The organism is Streptomyces sp. NPDC014907 (genome assembly GCF_055562975.1).
Map to the genome: position 1 here is coordinate 76,803 of NZ_JBVHEG010000003.1, position 14,971 is coordinate 91,773.

Genomic DNA, 14,971 nt, shown 5'->3' on the forward strand with positions numbered 1-14,971 from the left:
GGCGGCTCCTCCCCAGAAGGGGAGATGCATACAACGATGGACGTCATCCTCCGCGCCGAAGGCGTGGATCTCTTCTACGGCACGCAGCGGGCCGTGAGCGGCGCCGACTTCACCCTCAGGTGCGGCGAAGTGGCCGCCATCATGGGCAGTAGCGGGTCGGGCAAGTCGTCCCTGCTGTACTGCCTCGCCGGGATTCTTCCCCCCACCAACGGGCTGGTGACCTTCGACGGGCAGCTGCTGTCCGCCCTGCCGGACGGAGAACTCAGCGCACTGCGGCGCACGCGGCTGGGGTTCGTCTTCCAGTTCGGCGAGTTGCTTCCGGAGCTGACCGTCGAGGAGAACACGGCGCTCCCCCTCCGGCTCGCCGGGATCAGCAAGTCCCACGCCTACGCGATGGCCGCCCAAGTGCTGGAGCGTCTCGGGATGGGCGAACTGGCACGGCGCAGGACCTCGAAACTGTCAGGGGGACAGATCCAGCGCGTGGCGGTCGCACGGGCCCTGGTCCACCAGCCGGACGTGGTGTTCGCGGACGAGCCGACCGGGGCCCTCGACAGTGCCAACGCGGATGCCGTGCTGGACGAATTCCTCCAGCTCGCCAGGAACCAGCAGACGGCCGTGATCATCGTGACGCACGATGCCGGCGTGGCCGCGAAGGCCGATACGCAGTACATGATGTCGGACGGCGTTCTGACCCAGCGGGTGACGGTGTGAACCCGTTCCTCCTCGGGATGCGCCTGCTGTGGGGCAGCGGGCGCAGAGGACGCGTCCGCTTCCTTCTGATGTCGTTCGGGTCCGCGCTCGGGGTGGCTTGTCTCGCCGCCACCCTCACGATCCCCGCCCTCATCGCCGCCCATGACGAGCGCACGATGAAGCGGGCGGCCCAGTCGGGGAGCAGCGGAAACGCCGTGTACCAGGAATTCCTGGACCCGTACGGATCGCAGCCGTTGCGCCGGGTTTTCATCGGGCGCACGGGTCCCGGCCCCGTTCCTGTCGCTCCGGGGACGAAGGAACTCCCCCGCACCGGGGAAGCGATCGTTTCGCCGAGGCTGAGCGAGATCCTGGAATCCAATCCTCGCGCGGCGGGTCTCGTTCCCGGGCGCGTGACCGGCACGATCGCCCCGGCCGGCCTTGGGGGCCCCGACGAGCTGTACGCCTATATCGGCGTTCCTCCCACCGAAATTCCCGACGCGAAGCCCCTGGGACGCTTCGGTGACGAGTACAAGCGGATCGAGCTTGTCGACTCATCGACGCTGAATACCCTGCGGTTCACACTCGGGTGCATCGTCCTGCTGCCTCTCGTCGCCTTTTTCTCCGTCTGCTCACGGCTCTCGGGCGAGTCCCGCGCACGCAGGCTCGCCGCCCTGAGACTCGTCGGTCTCAGCAAGAAGGACACGCTGCGCGTGAATGCCGGTGAAAGCGTGGTGGTCTCCTTCTTCGGGGCCGTCGTCGGGCTCGTCGGTTACCTCGGGGTCAACGAGGTCACGGCACGGGTCGGACTTCCGGGACTTCGCTGGTATCCGGCGGACGGGCGGCCCGACTGGTGGACGGTAGCCGTGTGCCTGACGGGGTGCCCGGCCCTCGCTTGGGCCGCCGGGCGTCTCGGTGGCCGCCGGGCCGCCTTGTCACCGATCGCCGTGCGGAGGACCGGGGAACGGAAGAAGCCCCGTGCGTACGGAGCGTTGCTGCTGGTTCCCGGTCTCGGGATCATCGGTGGGTACTGCGCCCTCGGCGCAATGGGAAAGGACCCGTCGGGAGGGCCCGCCAACTCCGTACTGGTGCCCGGCGCCATCCTGGCGGCCGGTGCCGGCCTGGTCTCGGGAATGGCGCCGATCACGGCGTGGATGGCGCGACTGCTGGCCGGCAGGACGCAGTCCTTGCCGATGGCCTTGGCCATGCGACGCACCGAGGTCGATCCAGGATCTTCACTGCGGGTGGTGACCGGACTCGTACTCCTGGTGTTCGGAGCCTCCCTCACCCAGGGCGTCCTCATCGAACTGGAGCAAGTGAGCCGGAGCACCAACTCCGTGCAGGAGTACACCGTTCCGCTCAGACAGCTGAGCACTCACCGGCGCCTGGAGATGCTCAAGGTCCCGGGCGTGGAATCCCACGCGTTCTCTTCTGCTTCATGGGGCGTCCCTCAAGAGGAGTACACCCCGCGCACGTATGCCGTGGCGGCGACATGCGAACAGCTTTCCGCATTCGTCGGGCGGGTGGACGGATGCACCAACGGAAAGATCCTCCGCATTCAGGACAAGAACTTTCCCGAGGACGGCACGGTCCTCCCCGGAAAGAAGTTTCCCTTCCTCCTCAGCAGCGGGAAGAAACTCGAGGTGACCGTCCCGGAGGAAGAAATCACGGTGACCGCGCACCAGCCTTCCTCGTTCGCGGGACCGACCCTCCTCATCCCTCCCTCGCTCATCCCTCCGGGTGCGGTGCTTGCCGAAGGCAGCCTCGTTCTCGCGAGCGATGCCGACCCCGACACCGTCCGGTCCGTTCTGGACGGCATCGGGGCCGTCGCTCCCACCGTCTCCGTGGACCCCGTCGGCATCGTGATCGAGTCGCTCGCGCAGTTGACCGTGATCCGGAGCCTGCTGGTGGTCGGGATGGTGCTCGGGCTGGTCATCGGGGTTGCCGCGTTCGTCGTGTCCGCGGCCGACCGGGCCATGGAACGGCGGGGGCAGGTGACGGCGCTGGCCCTGCTGGGGGCGCGGGCCGGGACGTTGCGGGTGGTGCAGATGACGCAGGTGGTGCTGCCGCTGGCCGTGGGGCTGGGTGCGGCGATCGTCGCCGGGTGGCTCGCCGAGTCCAGTTATCTGATCACCGGGGGCGGGGCCGTGCACTGGGACTGGGAGGGACTGCCCCTCCTGTTCGCCTGTGCGGCGGGGGTGGTGCTCGTGGCCGCGCTCGCCTCCGTGCCCATGGTGCGGCGGCACGTCGATCCCGAGCACATCCGGCGTGATTGATTCCGGCCGTTCCTGTGCGCGCCGATGAGTTCCCGGCGGAGCGGGGGTCTCACCCGTACATGACCGTCCCACCCCAGGAGATCGCCGTGGCCGAGAACGCCGTCAAGGGCCCCGCCAGCTACTTCCCCTCCATCGAGAAGAAGTACGGGCGTCCCGTCACCGAGTGGCAGGACCTCATCCGCTCCTCGCCGCTCACCAGGCACATGGAGCTGGTCTCCTGGCTGAAGACCGAGCACGGGCTGGGACACGGGCACGCGAACGCGCTCGTGGCCCACACCCTCGCCGGGAAGAAGTAGGGTCCTCCCCCGCGCGCGCCGTCACCCGGGCCCCCGCTGTCCGCCGACGTCTCCCCCGTAGGCGTCTCGCCCCGTAGGGGGTCCGGAGGAGGGCGCACGGCGGCCGTAGGGAGGAACCCGTAGGGGAGGGGAAGGAAATGACATCCACCTGTTGGTCCGGGCGTTCGGTCGTGGGGCGGGACGGCGTACGGCTGTTCTGCCGTGACTGGGGCGGTTCCGGGCCCGAGGTGCTCCTCCTGCACGGTCTCGCCGGGCACTCGGGGGAGTGGGACACCACCGCCCGGCTGCTGCGGGACGCCGGTCACCGGGTCGTCGCCCTCGACCAGCGCGGACACGGGGACAGCGAGCGGCTTCCCGGTGACGTCTCCCGTGCCGCCCACGTCGCCGACGTCGTGGCCGTCGCCGGGGAACTCGGGCTGCGGGAACCCGTGTTGATGGGGCAGTCGCTCGGCGGGCACACCGCGCTCCTCACCGCCGCCGCCCACCCCGGGCTGCCGCGCGCCCTCGTTCTCGTCGAGGCCGGACCCGGCGGTTCGGACCCGGGCGTCCAGGAGGGGGTCCGCGACTGGTTGCGGGGGTGGCCGGTGCCGTTCCCCTCCCGGGAGGCGGCCGTCGCGTACCTCGGGGGCGGGACGCGCTCCGTGGGGGAAGGGTGGGCGGACGGGCTGGAGGAGCATGACGGGGGGTTGTGGCCCCGGTTCGACCCCGACGTCATGGTGCGCTCCCTCGACGAGAACGCCACCCGCGCCTTCTGGGACGAGTGGGCCTCGATCACCTGCCCCACCCTCGCCGTTCTCGGACAGGGCCAACGGGGCGGGATCATCGGCGGCGAGGAGTACGCCGAGATGGCCCGGCTCCGGCCCGGACTGCGGGGGGTGTGCCTGCCCGGGGCCGGCCACGACCTGCACCTGGAACGGCCCGCGGAACTGCACCGGACGGTTCTCGGGTTCCTCACCGGCCTCGGCGCGGGCTGACCCGGCGATCCGGGCTCGGGGCCGGAGGCTGACCCCGAGCAGGCCCCGGGCCGGGCTCAGGGTCAGCCCCGAGCCCGGATCGGGGCCGGGGCCGGGAAATACCCGGGGCAGGAGTCGGGAAAGCCCCGGGTCAGGAACCGGGGAAGGTCCGGGTCCGGGCCCCCGGCGGACGGCTCGGTGCCGGGTCCGGGTCCGGGCCCCGGCGGACGGCTCAGTGCCGGGTTTCCAAGCCCGGGACGCCCAGGCCGGAGAGGCCGTCGAGGACGAGGTCGACGCCGACCGCGGCGAGCAGGAGCCCCAGGAGGCGGCTGAGGAGTTCGATCGTCGCGTGGTGGGTGCGGAGCAGGACCCGGGTGAGGAGCAGGACGCAGACCAGGTCGAGGGCGACGACGGCCACGTACGCGCCGACGACCGTCGAACGCCAGCTGAAGCCGTCGCGGGCCGCCGCCTCGATGAGTACGGCGGTCAGGGCGAGGGGGCTCACGACATACGGCATGAGCAGTTCGCGCACCCCGCTGACCAGGTCGGGGGCGTCCTGGTGGATCCCGTCGGAGCCGAGGTGGAGACCGAGGACGAGACCGACCGCGTAGACGAAGAAGATGATGCCGCCCGCGATCTGGAGGGCGGGGGTGCTGATGTGGAAGAGGTCGAGGAGCCAGGGGGCCGTGCTGCCGGCGAGGAGGCCGACGAGGACGGCCGCGGCCGAGGAGATGAGGGCGATGGTCCGCAGCTGGGAGGCGGGGTGCACCTGGGCGAGGCCCGCGAAGGAGAGGAGCACCTTCGGCGGGCCGACGACGGAGAAGAAGGTGATGAAGGCGGCGGAGAAGGTGAGTGCGTTCACGCGTGCATCATGGGACGGCTGAGTGATTTATCCCGTTTTCCGGATTTCCTCCCGCGTGGTGTCGAGAACGGCGGACCGGGTCCGACTGTGCTGCGAGAGGCGGTACGCACCGCACGGGACATCCCGAACGAGGAGGACACCATGAAGTACCTGGTGATGGTCCAGGGATCGGAAGCCGGCTACGAGGCGATGGCGGGTCGCGGTTCCGCCGGCGTCCCCGCCTGGGACAAGGCGGCGGTCCGGGCGATGGCCGCCCACATGACCGCGATCAGCGAAGAGCTCGCCGCGAACGGGGAGCTGATCGACGCCCAGGGCCTCACGGCCCCGTCCACGACCCGCTTCGTGACGGTGGACGACGCCGGGAACCCGGTCGTCACGGACGGTCCGTACGCGGAGACCAAGGAGGTCCTGGCCGGTTACTGGCTGCTCGACTGCGACTCCCTGGAGCGCGTGACCGAGATCGCCGCCCAGGTGGCCCGCTGCCCGGTCCCGGCCGGCTCCCCGAAGCCCCCGGTGGTCGTCCGCCAGGTCGACGAGGTGGGGCCGGTGCGGGACTGAAGGAACGGCAGCGGACCCCCGGAGGGGCGGGGGCCGGGGCGTGGAACCGGGGCGGGGCGGGGAACGGGCTCGGAGCGCGGAACCGGGACGGGGAGCCCGGTCGGGCCCCGGGTCCGGTCCACGCCGGCGGCCTCTCCTCCGCCCCCACGGTTCGCCCGAATTTCACAGTCCCTCCCCATTCCCCCGTTGCGGACGCTACGGTTCCTCCAAGCCGCAGATCACTTCGCGAAGGTCCGGGGGGACACGTGCACGAGATGCCCAAAGGGGCCAACATCGGGCTGGCCGCCCTCAGCGACGACACGGGAGCGGTCGTCGTCGGCCTGAGCTGGAGCAGCGCGACGGGTGACGGGGACGCGGACGTCTCGGTGCTGCTTCTCGACGGCAGCGGCAAGGTGCGCGGGGAGTCCGACTTCTACTTCTACAACCATCCCGCCGCCGAGGACGGGAGCGTGCAGCTCCTCGGCAAGGTGCCGACCGAGAACGGCAGCGAGGACCGGATCGGCCTGGACCTCACGGCCATCCCCGAGGACGTCGCCACGATCGTGGTGGCGGCCAGCCAGTACGGCGGCGCCCGCTTCGGCGACGTGGACGATCTGCGCATGACCGTCAGCGACCGGTCGGGGGAGACGCTGCTCGGCTTCTCCATCGAGGACGCCACCGTCGAGACGGCCTTCATCTTCGGCGAGCTCTACCGGCGGAACGACGAGTGGAAGTTCCGTGCCGTGGGACAGGGGTACGAGACCGGTCTCGCCGGGCTCGCCACCGACTTCGGCATCGTCGTCGACGAAGGGGACGAGGGGGACGAGGGCGAAGAAGCCGAAGGGAAAACGGAGAAGTCCGAGGAGGGCGGCAGGAGGGCCGGGGGAACCGGTGGCGCGGAACACGGACCGGACGGCCCGACCGCCACCGCCCCCACGGCCGGTCTCCCCGAATCCACCGGCTCCCCCGAAAGGGCCGCGCACTCCGGAACCGCCGTGCCCTCCGGAACCGCCGCCTCCCCCGACACCGCCGCCTCCCCTCCGCCCGCGACGGCCCCCGGGGCCGTGAAGGTCCCCGCCCGGGCCACCGCGGCCGCGGAAGGCCCGGCCTCCGCGCCGGTACCGCCCGGCGGGGCCGGCGAGCCCGTCCGGCGGCGTGCCACGCGCACCGCCAAGAAGAAGATCACGATCCCGAAGGCCGCCAAGAAGTCCCTGGCCGAGAACGACTCCTGGAAACCCGCCCGGCTCTTCCCCGTTCCCTCCTACAAGAGCGACCGGGAACGCGAGACGCGCGCGACCTCGGTCCTGCTCTCCGTGATGGCGGAGGTCCCGGAGTTCGGCCGACGCCTCACCGCCGGTTTCGGGGCGCCCGCGGGCCGGATGCAGACGTTCACCGAGGTGTCGCTCCCCCACGGGGACAGCCCGAAGCGTCCGGACGGCGTCATCCGTACGGAGCGGGCCGGGAAGCTCTGGACGGCGCTCGTCGAGACCAAGACCAACGGCAACCCGCTGAAGGCGGAGCAGGTCCAGAGCTACATGGACATCGCCGCGAAGCGCGGGTACGAGGCCGTCATCACCCTGTCCAACGACGTCGCCCTGGAGGGGAGTCCGCTCGTCGAGGTCAAGACGGACGGGCGGCGCAAGCACAAGGTGTCCCTGTGGCACCTGTCGTGGGCCGAGGTCGCCCACCAGGCCCAGATGCTGATCCGGCACGAGGGCGTGGGGAACGCGGCGCACGCCTGGCTCCTCCAGGAGCTGCTCCACTACCTCCAGCATGAGAACTCGGGCTGTCACGGTTTCCAGAACATGGGGCCGTCCTGGGTTCCCGTACGCGACGGCATCGACGCCGAGACCCTGTGCCAGGGCGACCTGCGCGCGGTCGAGGTCGTGGAGAGCTGGGAGCGCCTGATCCGCCAGGTCTGCCTGCGCCTGGGGGGCGAGCTGGGGCAGAAGGCGCTGCCCGTCCAGCGGGCCAGGCGGGGCACCGACCCGAAGTCCCGTCGCGCGGAGCTCGCCGACCGGCTCTGCGAGGAGGGGAAGCTCTCCGCGGAACTGCGGGTCGACGGCGCGCAGAGCATCCTGTCCGTCACCGCGGATCTCCGCACCGGGAAGATCCGCACGTCCATGGACGTGCCCGCTCCGGACGGCGCCTATCCGCTCTCGGTCGCGAAACGCCTCCTGCGGGTACTGGAGGAGGCGCCCGCCGACCTGCACGTGGAGACCCTGCTCGACGGCCGGAACGGGCCGCGCGGAACGCTGGAACGCCTGCGTCCGGAGCCGGGCGACCTGCTGCCCAGGGACGGAGCGGCCATCACCGGCTTCCGGCTCTCGCTCTTCAAGGGCATGGGGAACAGCCGGGGCGGCACGCAGTCGGGGTTCATCCGCAGCGTCGACGACGCCGTCGACCGCTTCTACGGATCGGTCGTCGCGCACCTGGGCCAGTTCGAGCAGCGCCGGACCTCCCGGGCACGGGCGGCCTCCGAGCCTTCTCCCGCGAGCTGACACGCCCCCGAGCCCTCTCCCACGGGCCGACCCGCCGCCGGGAAACTCCCGGCGGACGTCCGCCGCCCGTCGCCCACGGCCGCTTCCCGTTCCCGGCCGGGCCGTCGCGGAGCCGGTACTTCCGCTCCGGCCGACCGGCACGAAGACAAATGGATTCTTATCCGTTTTGTCGGCCGGGTCGGTATGCTCGACACGGGAACGCCCCGGGCAGCAGGGACGAAGGGCAGGAAGCCGCGGAGATGAGTACGGAGAACCCCCGGGCCGCCGGGCGGGCGGCGGCCTCCCCGCCCGGCCCGCTCCCCCTGCTCCCCGCGCTCGGCGCCCCCGCCCCCGAGCGCGCCGACGCGGCCCGGAACCGGCGCAGGATCCTCGACGCGGCCGCCCGGATCGTCGCGGAGAAGGGCCCCGGGGCCGTCACCATGAACCAGGTCGCCCACGCCAGCGGCATCGGCGTCGGCACCGTCTACCGCCGCTTCGGCGACGTCTCCCAGCTCCTGTGGGCGCTCCTCGACGACCGCGAGCGGCGGTTCCAGGAGGCATACATGAGCGGGCCGCCGCCCCTCGGCCCCGGCGCCCCGCCCGCCGAACGGCTCGACGCCTTCCTCGACGCGCTCGTCGACCGGATCGCCGAGCAGCGCGAGATCCTGCTCGCCGCGCACTCCGCCGCGCCCCGGACCCGGTACCGCAGCGGCGCGTACCGGGTGATGCACACCCACGTCGCCCTGCTCGTCGGACAGCTCCGGCCCGGGGCCGACGGCGCGCTCCTCGCGCACCTGCTGCTCGCGCCCTTCTCCCCCGACGTCATGCACCACCTGTCGGTCGAACAGGAGCTGTCCGGCGAACGCCTCAAGGCGGGCGTACGGGAACTCCTCACCCTGCGGCACCACCCGTGAGGAACCGATCCCCGGGCACGTGAAGCCCGCGGGCGGAAGTCGCCCGGACCCCGAGCGTTCGGGGCACCCGTGCGGGAAATGACGAGCGAGCCCCGGCACTTACGCGGTTCGTGGCGGTGACGGAGCGGTGCCGACGTCCTTTATTCCGCGCGGTCGCGGAAGCCGTCCACGTACACCCGGAGCCGGTTCGGCTCGCCGGGCGGGTTCGGCTCGGCGAGCAGGGAGCGGTGCGGTCGGCCGAGGTCCCCGACAATCCGTCACCGCTCCAGCTGCCGCCGGCACGTCTGTCCCGAGCCGAATCCGGGGCCCCGGGGCAGCAGTTGCCGGGAGATGCCGTTGCGCGGCACGTACGGGTTGCCCGGAGTGCCGGACGGTCCGGCACCGGTCATGTATCCGGCAACCGCTCAGGCCGGGCCGGCGGCGGCCCGACCGAACCCACTGGCAGTCGCCCACGGTCCACGGCCGGACAGCCACACCATTCCGAACGGCCGAACCGTCACACCGATCACGGCCGGCCGGGGATTTCCAGAAAGATCGCGTCACGAACACTGCAGAATTCGGCGTAAAAAACTCATGGAACAGACGGGCCCATCGGTCTCCCGATGGGCCCGGCGCAAAAGGAGAGCCCTTAAGCGGAGGCCGCCGCAAGCACTGCGGGCTGCACGTCGATGGTGCACGTCCACTGAACAAGGTTGGCACCGTTGTTCGGGCTTCCGCCGTAAGGAAGCACGCACTTCCCTCCGTGCCTCAGGCGGCTCTGGTCGTCAAACCACCAGAGCTGCTGAGAAGTGCTGCCGTTGCAGCCCCAGAGAACGATGTCGAGCCCATTTCCGGAGCCGCCGCCGTAAGGCGTCCAGCACTTCCCGTTGCTCCTGATTTCATAGGTGGGCCCAGCGGCCGAAGCGCTACCCGCACCAATGAACGTGGCCGCGGTGGCCGCCAGGGCGATCACCAGGGCACTGCTTTTACGGAAAATCTTCATTTCCACTCCCGATTCCCTCCCGCACTCGAAAAAAATCGAGCAACCGTGATACGTCACGGTGCGCATGCGGTCCACACTTTTAAACCCTTTGCCGAAATTCACCCAATCGCCCCGATCGCAATACTCGACCGACATGCAATATTCCGTGTCGATCATGACGAATTGAAGGAACTTGCGCGGCGGCAGATTCCGACGACAGGTCGGGCCGATCGTGCGGGGGCTTCGGTTCCGAACCCGGCCAAGGCTCGACGAGGATGGCTGCGGAGTCGGCCTGCGGCGTCAAGGCCGGCTCCCGACAGGATCACGCACACGGTCATTGCGCCGCAGACGGCATGGACCGAGAACGGTGCGGCGCCGATCGCCCCGATGCGCGGTGGCCACGACGCACGCCGGAGGGGCCGGGCCTCCGCCGGGGATCGCCCGCTACCCGCTCGAAGGGAACGCAGGCGCTCACGGTGGGAGGTTCTCTCCGGCCGCCGACGGTGCCTCGAGTCGTCATCCACGATCCACGACCGGCCCCCGGCCCCCGTCCACCGTCCGCGAGCCGGTCCGGGCACGGAAGGACGCCGGGCCGCGCGTCGTCGAGCGGGCCGGGCACCCGGGCGGGAGGAGGCCGGGCCGCCGGGCGGGAGGAGGCCGGGCCGCCGGGCGGGAGGAGGCCGGGCCGCCGGTCCTCGCGGTCCCCGGTCGCTCCGCACGGAACCGTTGAACGCAAATCCGGCGAAAGGCCGCCAATTGCAAGGGAATTGAAAATTCCAGATTTCAATCCTGCTCCACCCGGCAGGAATTGTGGCGAATCTGTTCACAGGACGCCCCCGAGATCGCTAACTTCCCCTCAACCTCGTCCGTACCGGGAAGGACTTCCGTGAACGCATCCCAGCGCCGGGCCGCGGCCATCCTCGCCGCCGCCGCCCTCGCCGCCCCGCTGGTCCTCGCGTCCCCCGCCACCGCGGGACAGGACCCCACGGCCGCGCCCGCCCGCGACGCCGCCAAGCTGGCGAAGAAGCTGGTCGGAGACACCACCGCCAAGGACGCCTACAGGCACCTGCAGAAGTTCCAGGCGATAGCCGACTCGGCCGGCGGCCACCGCGCCGCCGGTTCGCTCGGCCACGACGCCTCGGCCGCGTACGTGTACACGCAGCTCAAGAAGGCCGGCTACTACGTCACGTACCAGAAGTTCGACTTCGAGTACACGGAGACGCAGGCGGAGAAGGCCTCCGTCGTCTCCCCCGCGCCCCGCACGCTCGACGTCAAGGCGATGACGTACACCAAGTCCACCCCGGTCGGCGGCATCAGGGCCGATCTGGCGGCCGTACCGGTCGACGCCGACGGCACCACCGGTTGCGAACCGGGCGACTTCGCCGCCGGCGCCTTCACCGGGAAGATCGCGCTGATCAAGCGCGGCGGCTGCACCTTCGCCGTGAAGCAGCAGAACGCCGCCGCGGCCGGTGCCGCCGCCGCGATCATCTACAACAACACCGACGGCGCCCTCTCCGGCACCCTCGGGGACGCGGCCTCCGGCAAGATCCCCACCGGCGGTCTCAGCCAGGCCGAGGGCACGGCGCTCGCCGACGACCTCGCCAAGGGCCCGGTCACCCTCTCCCTGGAGATCCGCCAGCTCCAGGAGATACGTTCCACCGACAACGTCGTCGCGGAGACCAGGGGCGGCAACGCCGCCAACACCGTGATGCTCGGCTCCCACCTCGACTCCGTCACCGCCGGCCCCGGCATCAACGACAACGGCTCGGGCTCCGCCGGTCTCCTCCAGACCGCCCTCCAGCTCGCCAAGTCGCAGGACAAGGTCCGCAACAAGGTCCGCTTCGCCTGGTGGTCCGCCGAGGAGAACGGCCTCCTCGGCTCCGAGCACTACGTGAAGAACCTCACCGCGCTCGACAAGAACGAGATCAAGCTCTACCTCAACTTCGACATGATCGCCTCGCCGAACTACGGCCTGTTCGTGTACGACGGCGACGATTCGGACGGCGTCGGCGCCGGCGCGGGCCCCGAGGGCTCGGCCCAACTGGAGCGCGACATCACCGACTTCATGGACAAGAGCGGCCTCCCGCACGAGGGCACCGACTTCACCGGCCGCTCCGACTACGGCCCGTTCATCGAGGTCGGCATCCCCTCCGGCGGCACCTTCACCGGCGCCGAGGGCATCAAGACCCCGGCCCAGGCGGCCAGGTTCGGCGGCCGGGCGGGCGTCGCGTACGACGTGAACTACCACGCCAAGGGCGACGACATCACCAACATCAACATGAAGGCCTTCGACGCCAACATCGACGTCATCGCCAACGCCGTGGGCACCTACGCCCACGACATCTCCTCGCTCCGCAAGCCGGTCGTCTCCGTTCCGACCACCGGCGACGCGGGCAGCGGCGGCGGCCTGCACGACGACCACCACGAGGTCACCGAGTAGATCCGGCGACCGGCCGGCGGCGGACGACGCCGCCGTGCCGGGCCGTGCCGGACGGCGTCCGGCCGGTCTCCCGTGCCGGCCGGACCCCGTCCCGCCCTCCGCGTGGCTGCGCCGATGGCCGCTCGACCGGTAGGCTTTCCGTGTGATCTTCAAGCGCATCGGAAACGGAAAGCCGTATCCCGACCACGGCCGGGAAAGCACCCGGCAGTGGGCGGACGTCGCCCCGCGCCCGGTCCGCCTCGACCAGCTGGTCACCACCAAGGGCCAGCTGGACCTGGAGACCCTGCTCGCCGAGGACTCCACCTTCTACGGCGACCTCTTCGCGCACGTCGTGAAGTGGCAGGGCGACCTCTACCTCGAGGACGGACTGCACCGTGCCGTCCGCGCGGCGCTCCAGCAGCGGCAGGTGCTGCACGCCCGCGTCCTCGAACTGGGCTGAGGGCCGTTCCGGGACCGGCCGCGGCCCGTCCCGGAGGTCGCTCCGGGTACCGGCCGCTGACCCTTTCGGGGCCACTTCGTCCCCATCCGGACGCGATCACATGATCATCAAGTAGGCATCCCCGACAGGCGGCATTACGCTGCGCTCATGAGCATGCTCACTCCCCCCGGCATGGGCGGAAAGTACCGCATCACGGGGGATGTCTACCCGCGCATGCGCCGCCCCCACCGCCGGCGCAGGATCGTCCTCGCGTCCATCGCCGCCGCGGTCGTGCTCGGCGCGGCCGGCTGGGGCACCTTCCAGCTCGTCGGCGTGTTCTCCGGCGAGGGGGACACGAAGACGACGGCCGGCAGACGGACCGACTGCGAGCCCGCCCCCGCGGCGACCGCCGCACCGGCCGCGGCAGCCCTGCCGAAGCCCGCGCAGATCACGGTCAACGTGTACAACGCGACCCCGCGCAGCGGACTCGCCAAGACGACCGCGGACGAGCTCAGGAAACGCGGCTTCAAGATCGGCAAGGTGGGGAACGCGCCCGCCGCCTACGACAAGAAGGTCGCGGGCGCCGGACTGCTCCTCGGCGCGCCCACCGCCACCAAGGGCACCTTCCCGGTCCTCGGCACCCAGCTCGCGGGCGCCACGGCCAAGACGGACACCCGGGGCACGGCGGACGTGGACCTGATCATCGGGACCGCCTTCAAGAACCTGGCCCCGAAGACGACGGCGGACGCGGCCCTGGTCGCCCTGACCAGACCCGCGCCCGCTCCGGCCAGGAAGTGCTGACACCGGGGACCCGGCCGGTCCGCGGACCCGCGAGGCCTGAGACGCCCGTACGACCCGGGGAGCCCGTCCCGTAAGGGCGGGGCGCCGGGCGGTTTCACGGACCCGGCCGACCGCGCGGTCCCGAGGCCCCGGACCGTCCCGTACGGCCCCGGGTCACGGTCGTCCCGTACGGCCCCGGCCACGGACCCGTCCGGGACGGCTCCGTACGGCCCGGGGTACGGCGGGGGCCCGGCCGGGGTCCTACTCGGCCGAGCCGTACATCCGGTCGCCCGCGTCGCCCAGGCCCGGGACGATGTAGCCGTTCTCGTTGAGGCGCTCGTCGACCGAGGCCGTCACGACGGTGACGGGCGTGCCCGCCAGCTCGCGCTCCATGACCTCGACGCCCTCCGGGGCGGCGAGCAGCACGACCGCGGTCACGTCGTCCGCACCCCGCCCGATCAGCTCCTGGATCGCCGCGACCAGCGTGCCGCCGGTCGCCAGCATCGGGTCGAGGACGTAGACCTGGCGGCCCGAGAGGTCCTCCGGCATCCGCGTGGCGTAGGTCGACGCCTCCAGCGTCTCCTCGTTGCGGATCATGCCGAGGAAGCCGACCTCGGCGGTCGGGAGCAGCCGGACCATGCCGTCGAGCATGCCGAGGCCGGCGCGCAGGATCGGGACCACCAGCGGACGCGGGTGCGACAGCTTCACGCCGGTCGTGACCGTGACGGGGGTCTCGATGTCGACCTGCTCGGTCCGCACGTCCCGGGTGGCCTCGTAGGCGAGGAGGGTGACCAGTTCGTCGGCGAGACGGCGGAAGGTCGCGGAGTCCGTGCGCTTGTCGCGCAGGGTGGTGAGCTTGTGGGCGACCAGGGGGTGGTCGACGACGTGGAGACGCATGACTCAACAGTAGCCCGCCCCGCACTGGCATCGACCCTCCCCACTGGGGGAAGGTGGGGGCACACGGACCCAGCGATGGGGTGGTGTGGCAGATGCCCGACCAGCATGAACCGGCCGAGGGACTCGCCGAGAGGGCGGCCCCGGGCTCGGCGACGGAGACCGACGCGGAGCGCCGCAGGCGCCGCGCCCAGTTCCTGCGCGAGCTGAACGAGGCCAAGGCGCTGCGCGAACGCGTGCAGCCCCGGCGCGCCCGCGCGGCCCGGATGCGGCAGGCGATGCGGATGCGGACGTTCCGCTGGTGAGACCGCCCGAGCGCCCCCCACCGGCGGGAACGGGCCGGTGGCGAACGTGCGCCCCCCGAGTGCGCCGGGGTCGCACGCCCGCCCGTCGGCGGGGTCGTTCAGACTGATGCACGACGCAACAGCCGAAGACCTCTCCTGCGGGCCCCGTTTCTGTCACGATGCCGAAGG

General features: G+C 71.3%; 14 protein-coding genes. 11 read left to right on the forward strand and 3 right to left on the reverse strand.

Going from position 1 to position 14,971, the window contains the following annotated elements:
* Positions 1–24: 24 nt before the first annotated feature.
* The 4 genes from ACZ3IL_RS09550 (at position 25) to ACZ3IL_RS09565 (ending at position 4,233) form a co-directional block, all read left to right on the forward strand.
* Complete coding sequence (locus ACZ3IL_RS09550; protein ID WP_467388344.1) at positions 25–711, forward strand: ABC transporter ATP-binding protein; 687 nt, start codon at positions 25–27, stop codon at positions 709–711.
* A complete protein-coding gene (locus tag ACZ3IL_RS09555; protein WP_467388346.1) occupies positions 708–2,963 on the forward strand; it encodes an FtsX-like permease family protein in 2,256 nt (751 codons plus the stop codon). The genes ACZ3IL_RS09550 and ACZ3IL_RS09555 overlap by 4 nt, the downstream gene beginning before the upstream one ends.
* Positions 2,964–3,049: 86 nt before the next feature.
* The gene (locus tag ACZ3IL_RS09560) at positions 3,050–3,259 is read left to right on the forward strand and encodes a DUF4287 domain-containing protein (RefSeq protein WP_467389260.1); all 210 of its coding nucleotides are present in this window, start codon (positions 3,050–3,052) and stop codon (positions 3,257–3,259) included.
* Positions 3,260–3,396: 137 nt separating this feature from the next.
* On the forward strand, positions 3,397–4,233 hold the full coding sequence (locus ACZ3IL_RS09565; RefSeq protein ID WP_467388348.1) for an alpha/beta fold hydrolase: 837 nt from the start codon (positions 3,397–3,399) through the stop codon (positions 4,231–4,233).
* 211 nt (positions 4,234–4,444) lie between these two features.
* Here the strand turns inward: ACZ3IL_RS09565 and ACZ3IL_RS09570 are convergent, their stop codons facing one another.
* Entirely contained in the window at positions 4,445–5,074 is a 630-nt protein-coding gene (locus ACZ3IL_RS09570) for a MarC family protein (protein ID WP_467388350.1), read from the reverse strand.
* A 141-nt stretch (positions 5,075–5,215) separates the two neighbouring features.
* Between ACZ3IL_RS09570 and ACZ3IL_RS09575 the strand changes: the two genes are divergently transcribed.
* The 3 genes from ACZ3IL_RS09575 to ACZ3IL_RS09585 all read left to right on the forward strand — a co-directional run bounded on the left by ACZ3IL_RS09575 (position 5,216) and on the right by ACZ3IL_RS09585 (position 9,005).
* Complete coding sequence (locus ACZ3IL_RS09575) at positions 5,216–5,632, forward strand: YciI family protein (protein ID WP_467388352.1); 417 nt, start codon at positions 5,216–5,218, stop codon at positions 5,630–5,632.
* A gap of 254 nt (positions 5,633–5,886) precedes the next feature.
* Positions 5,887–8,112, forward strand: coding sequence for a TerD family protein (locus tag ACZ3IL_RS09580; RefSeq protein ID WP_467389262.1), 2,226 nt, complete (start codon positions 5,887–5,889; stop codon positions 8,110–8,112).
* Between the two features lie 239 nt (positions 8,113–8,351).
* On the forward strand, positions 8,352–9,005 hold the full coding sequence (locus tag ACZ3IL_RS09585) for a TetR/AcrR family transcriptional regulator (RefSeq protein ID WP_467388354.1): 654 nt from the start codon (positions 8,352–8,354) through the stop codon (positions 9,003–9,005).
* Positions 9,006–9,633: 628 nt separating this feature from the next.
* Here the strand turns inward: ACZ3IL_RS09585 and ACZ3IL_RS09590 are convergent.
* Entirely contained in the window at positions 9,634–10,143 is a 510-nt protein-coding gene (locus ACZ3IL_RS09590) for an RICIN domain-containing protein (RefSeq protein ID WP_467388356.1), read from the reverse strand.
* 709 nt (positions 10,144–10,852) lie between these two features.
* Here ACZ3IL_RS09590 and ACZ3IL_RS09595 point away from each other — a divergent pair.
* From ACZ3IL_RS09595 to ACZ3IL_RS09605, 3 genes are all read left to right on the forward strand, one after another.
* Complete coding sequence (locus ACZ3IL_RS09595) at positions 10,853–12,406, forward strand: M28 family metallopeptidase (RefSeq protein WP_467388358.1); 1,554 nt, start codon at positions 10,853–10,855, stop codon at positions 12,404–12,406.
* Between the two features lie 142 nt (positions 12,407–12,548).
* The gene (locus ACZ3IL_RS09600) at positions 12,549–12,845 is read left to right on the forward strand and encodes a type II toxin-antitoxin system VapB family antitoxin (protein ID WP_018101777.1); all 297 of its coding nucleotides are present in this window, start codon (positions 12,549–12,551) and stop codon (positions 12,843–12,845) included.
* 147 nt (positions 12,846–12,992) lie between these two features.
* Positions 12,993–13,625, forward strand: coding sequence for a LytR C-terminal domain-containing protein (locus tag ACZ3IL_RS09605; RefSeq protein WP_467388360.1), 633 nt, complete (start codon positions 12,993–12,995; stop codon positions 13,623–13,625).
* Positions 13,626–13,865: 240 nt separating this feature from the next.
* Here ACZ3IL_RS09605 and upp read toward each other — a convergent pair whose 3' ends face one another.
* On the reverse strand, positions 13,866–14,501 hold the full coding sequence (gene upp / locus ACZ3IL_RS09610; protein ID WP_467388362.1) for a uracil phosphoribosyltransferase: 636 nt from the start codon (positions 14,499–14,501) through the stop codon (positions 13,866–13,868).
* 92 nt (positions 14,502–14,593) lie between these two features.
* Here upp and ACZ3IL_RS09615 point away from each other — a divergent pair, with 92 nt between their 5' ends.
* Positions 14,594–14,803 (forward strand): hypothetical protein, encoded by a 210-nt coding sequence (locus ACZ3IL_RS09615; RefSeq protein ID WP_467388364.1) that lies wholly within the window; start codon positions 14,594–14,596, stop codon positions 14,801–14,803.
* Positions 14,804–14,971 lie beyond the last annotated feature (168 nt).

What these genes read in the sequence shown, in the direction of transcription:
- ACZ3IL_RS09550 (WP_467388344.1), top strand. Translation starts at nt 25, where the DNA reads ATGCATACAACGATGGACGTCATCCTCCGCGCCGAAGGCGTGGATCTC.
- ACZ3IL_RS09565 (WP_467388348.1), top strand. Translation starts at nt 3,397, where the DNA reads ATGACATCCACCTGTTGGTCCGGGCGTTCGGTCGTGGGGCGGGACGGC.
- ACZ3IL_RS09575 (WP_467388352.1), top strand. Translation starts at nt 5,216, where the DNA reads ATGAAGTACCTGGTGATGGTCCAGGGATCGGAAGCCGGCTACGAGGCG.
- ACZ3IL_RS09580 (WP_467389262.1), top strand. Translation starts at nt 5,887, where the DNA reads ATGCCCAAAGGGGCCAACATCGGGCTGGCCGCCCTCAGCGACGACACG.
- ACZ3IL_RS09585 (WP_467388354.1), top strand. Translation starts at nt 8,352, where the DNA reads ATGAGTACGGAGAACCCCCGGGCCGCCGGGCGGGCGGCGGCCTCCCCG.
- ACZ3IL_RS09590 (WP_467388356.1), bottom strand. Translation starts at nt 10,143, where the DNA reads ATGATCGACACGGAATATTGCATGTCGGTCGAGTATTGCGATCGGGGC.
- ACZ3IL_RS09605 (WP_467388360.1), top strand. Translation starts at nt 12,993, where the DNA reads ATGAGCATGCTCACTCCCCCCGGCATGGGCGGAAAGTACCGCATCACG.
- upp (WP_467388362.1), bottom strand. Translation starts at nt 14,501, where the DNA reads ATGCGTCTCCACGTCGTCGACCACCCCCTGGTCGCCCACAAGCTCACC.
- ACZ3IL_RS09615 (WP_467388364.1), top strand. Translation starts at nt 14,594, where the DNA reads ATGCCCGACCAGCATGAACCGGCCGAGGGACTCGCCGAGAGGGCGGCC.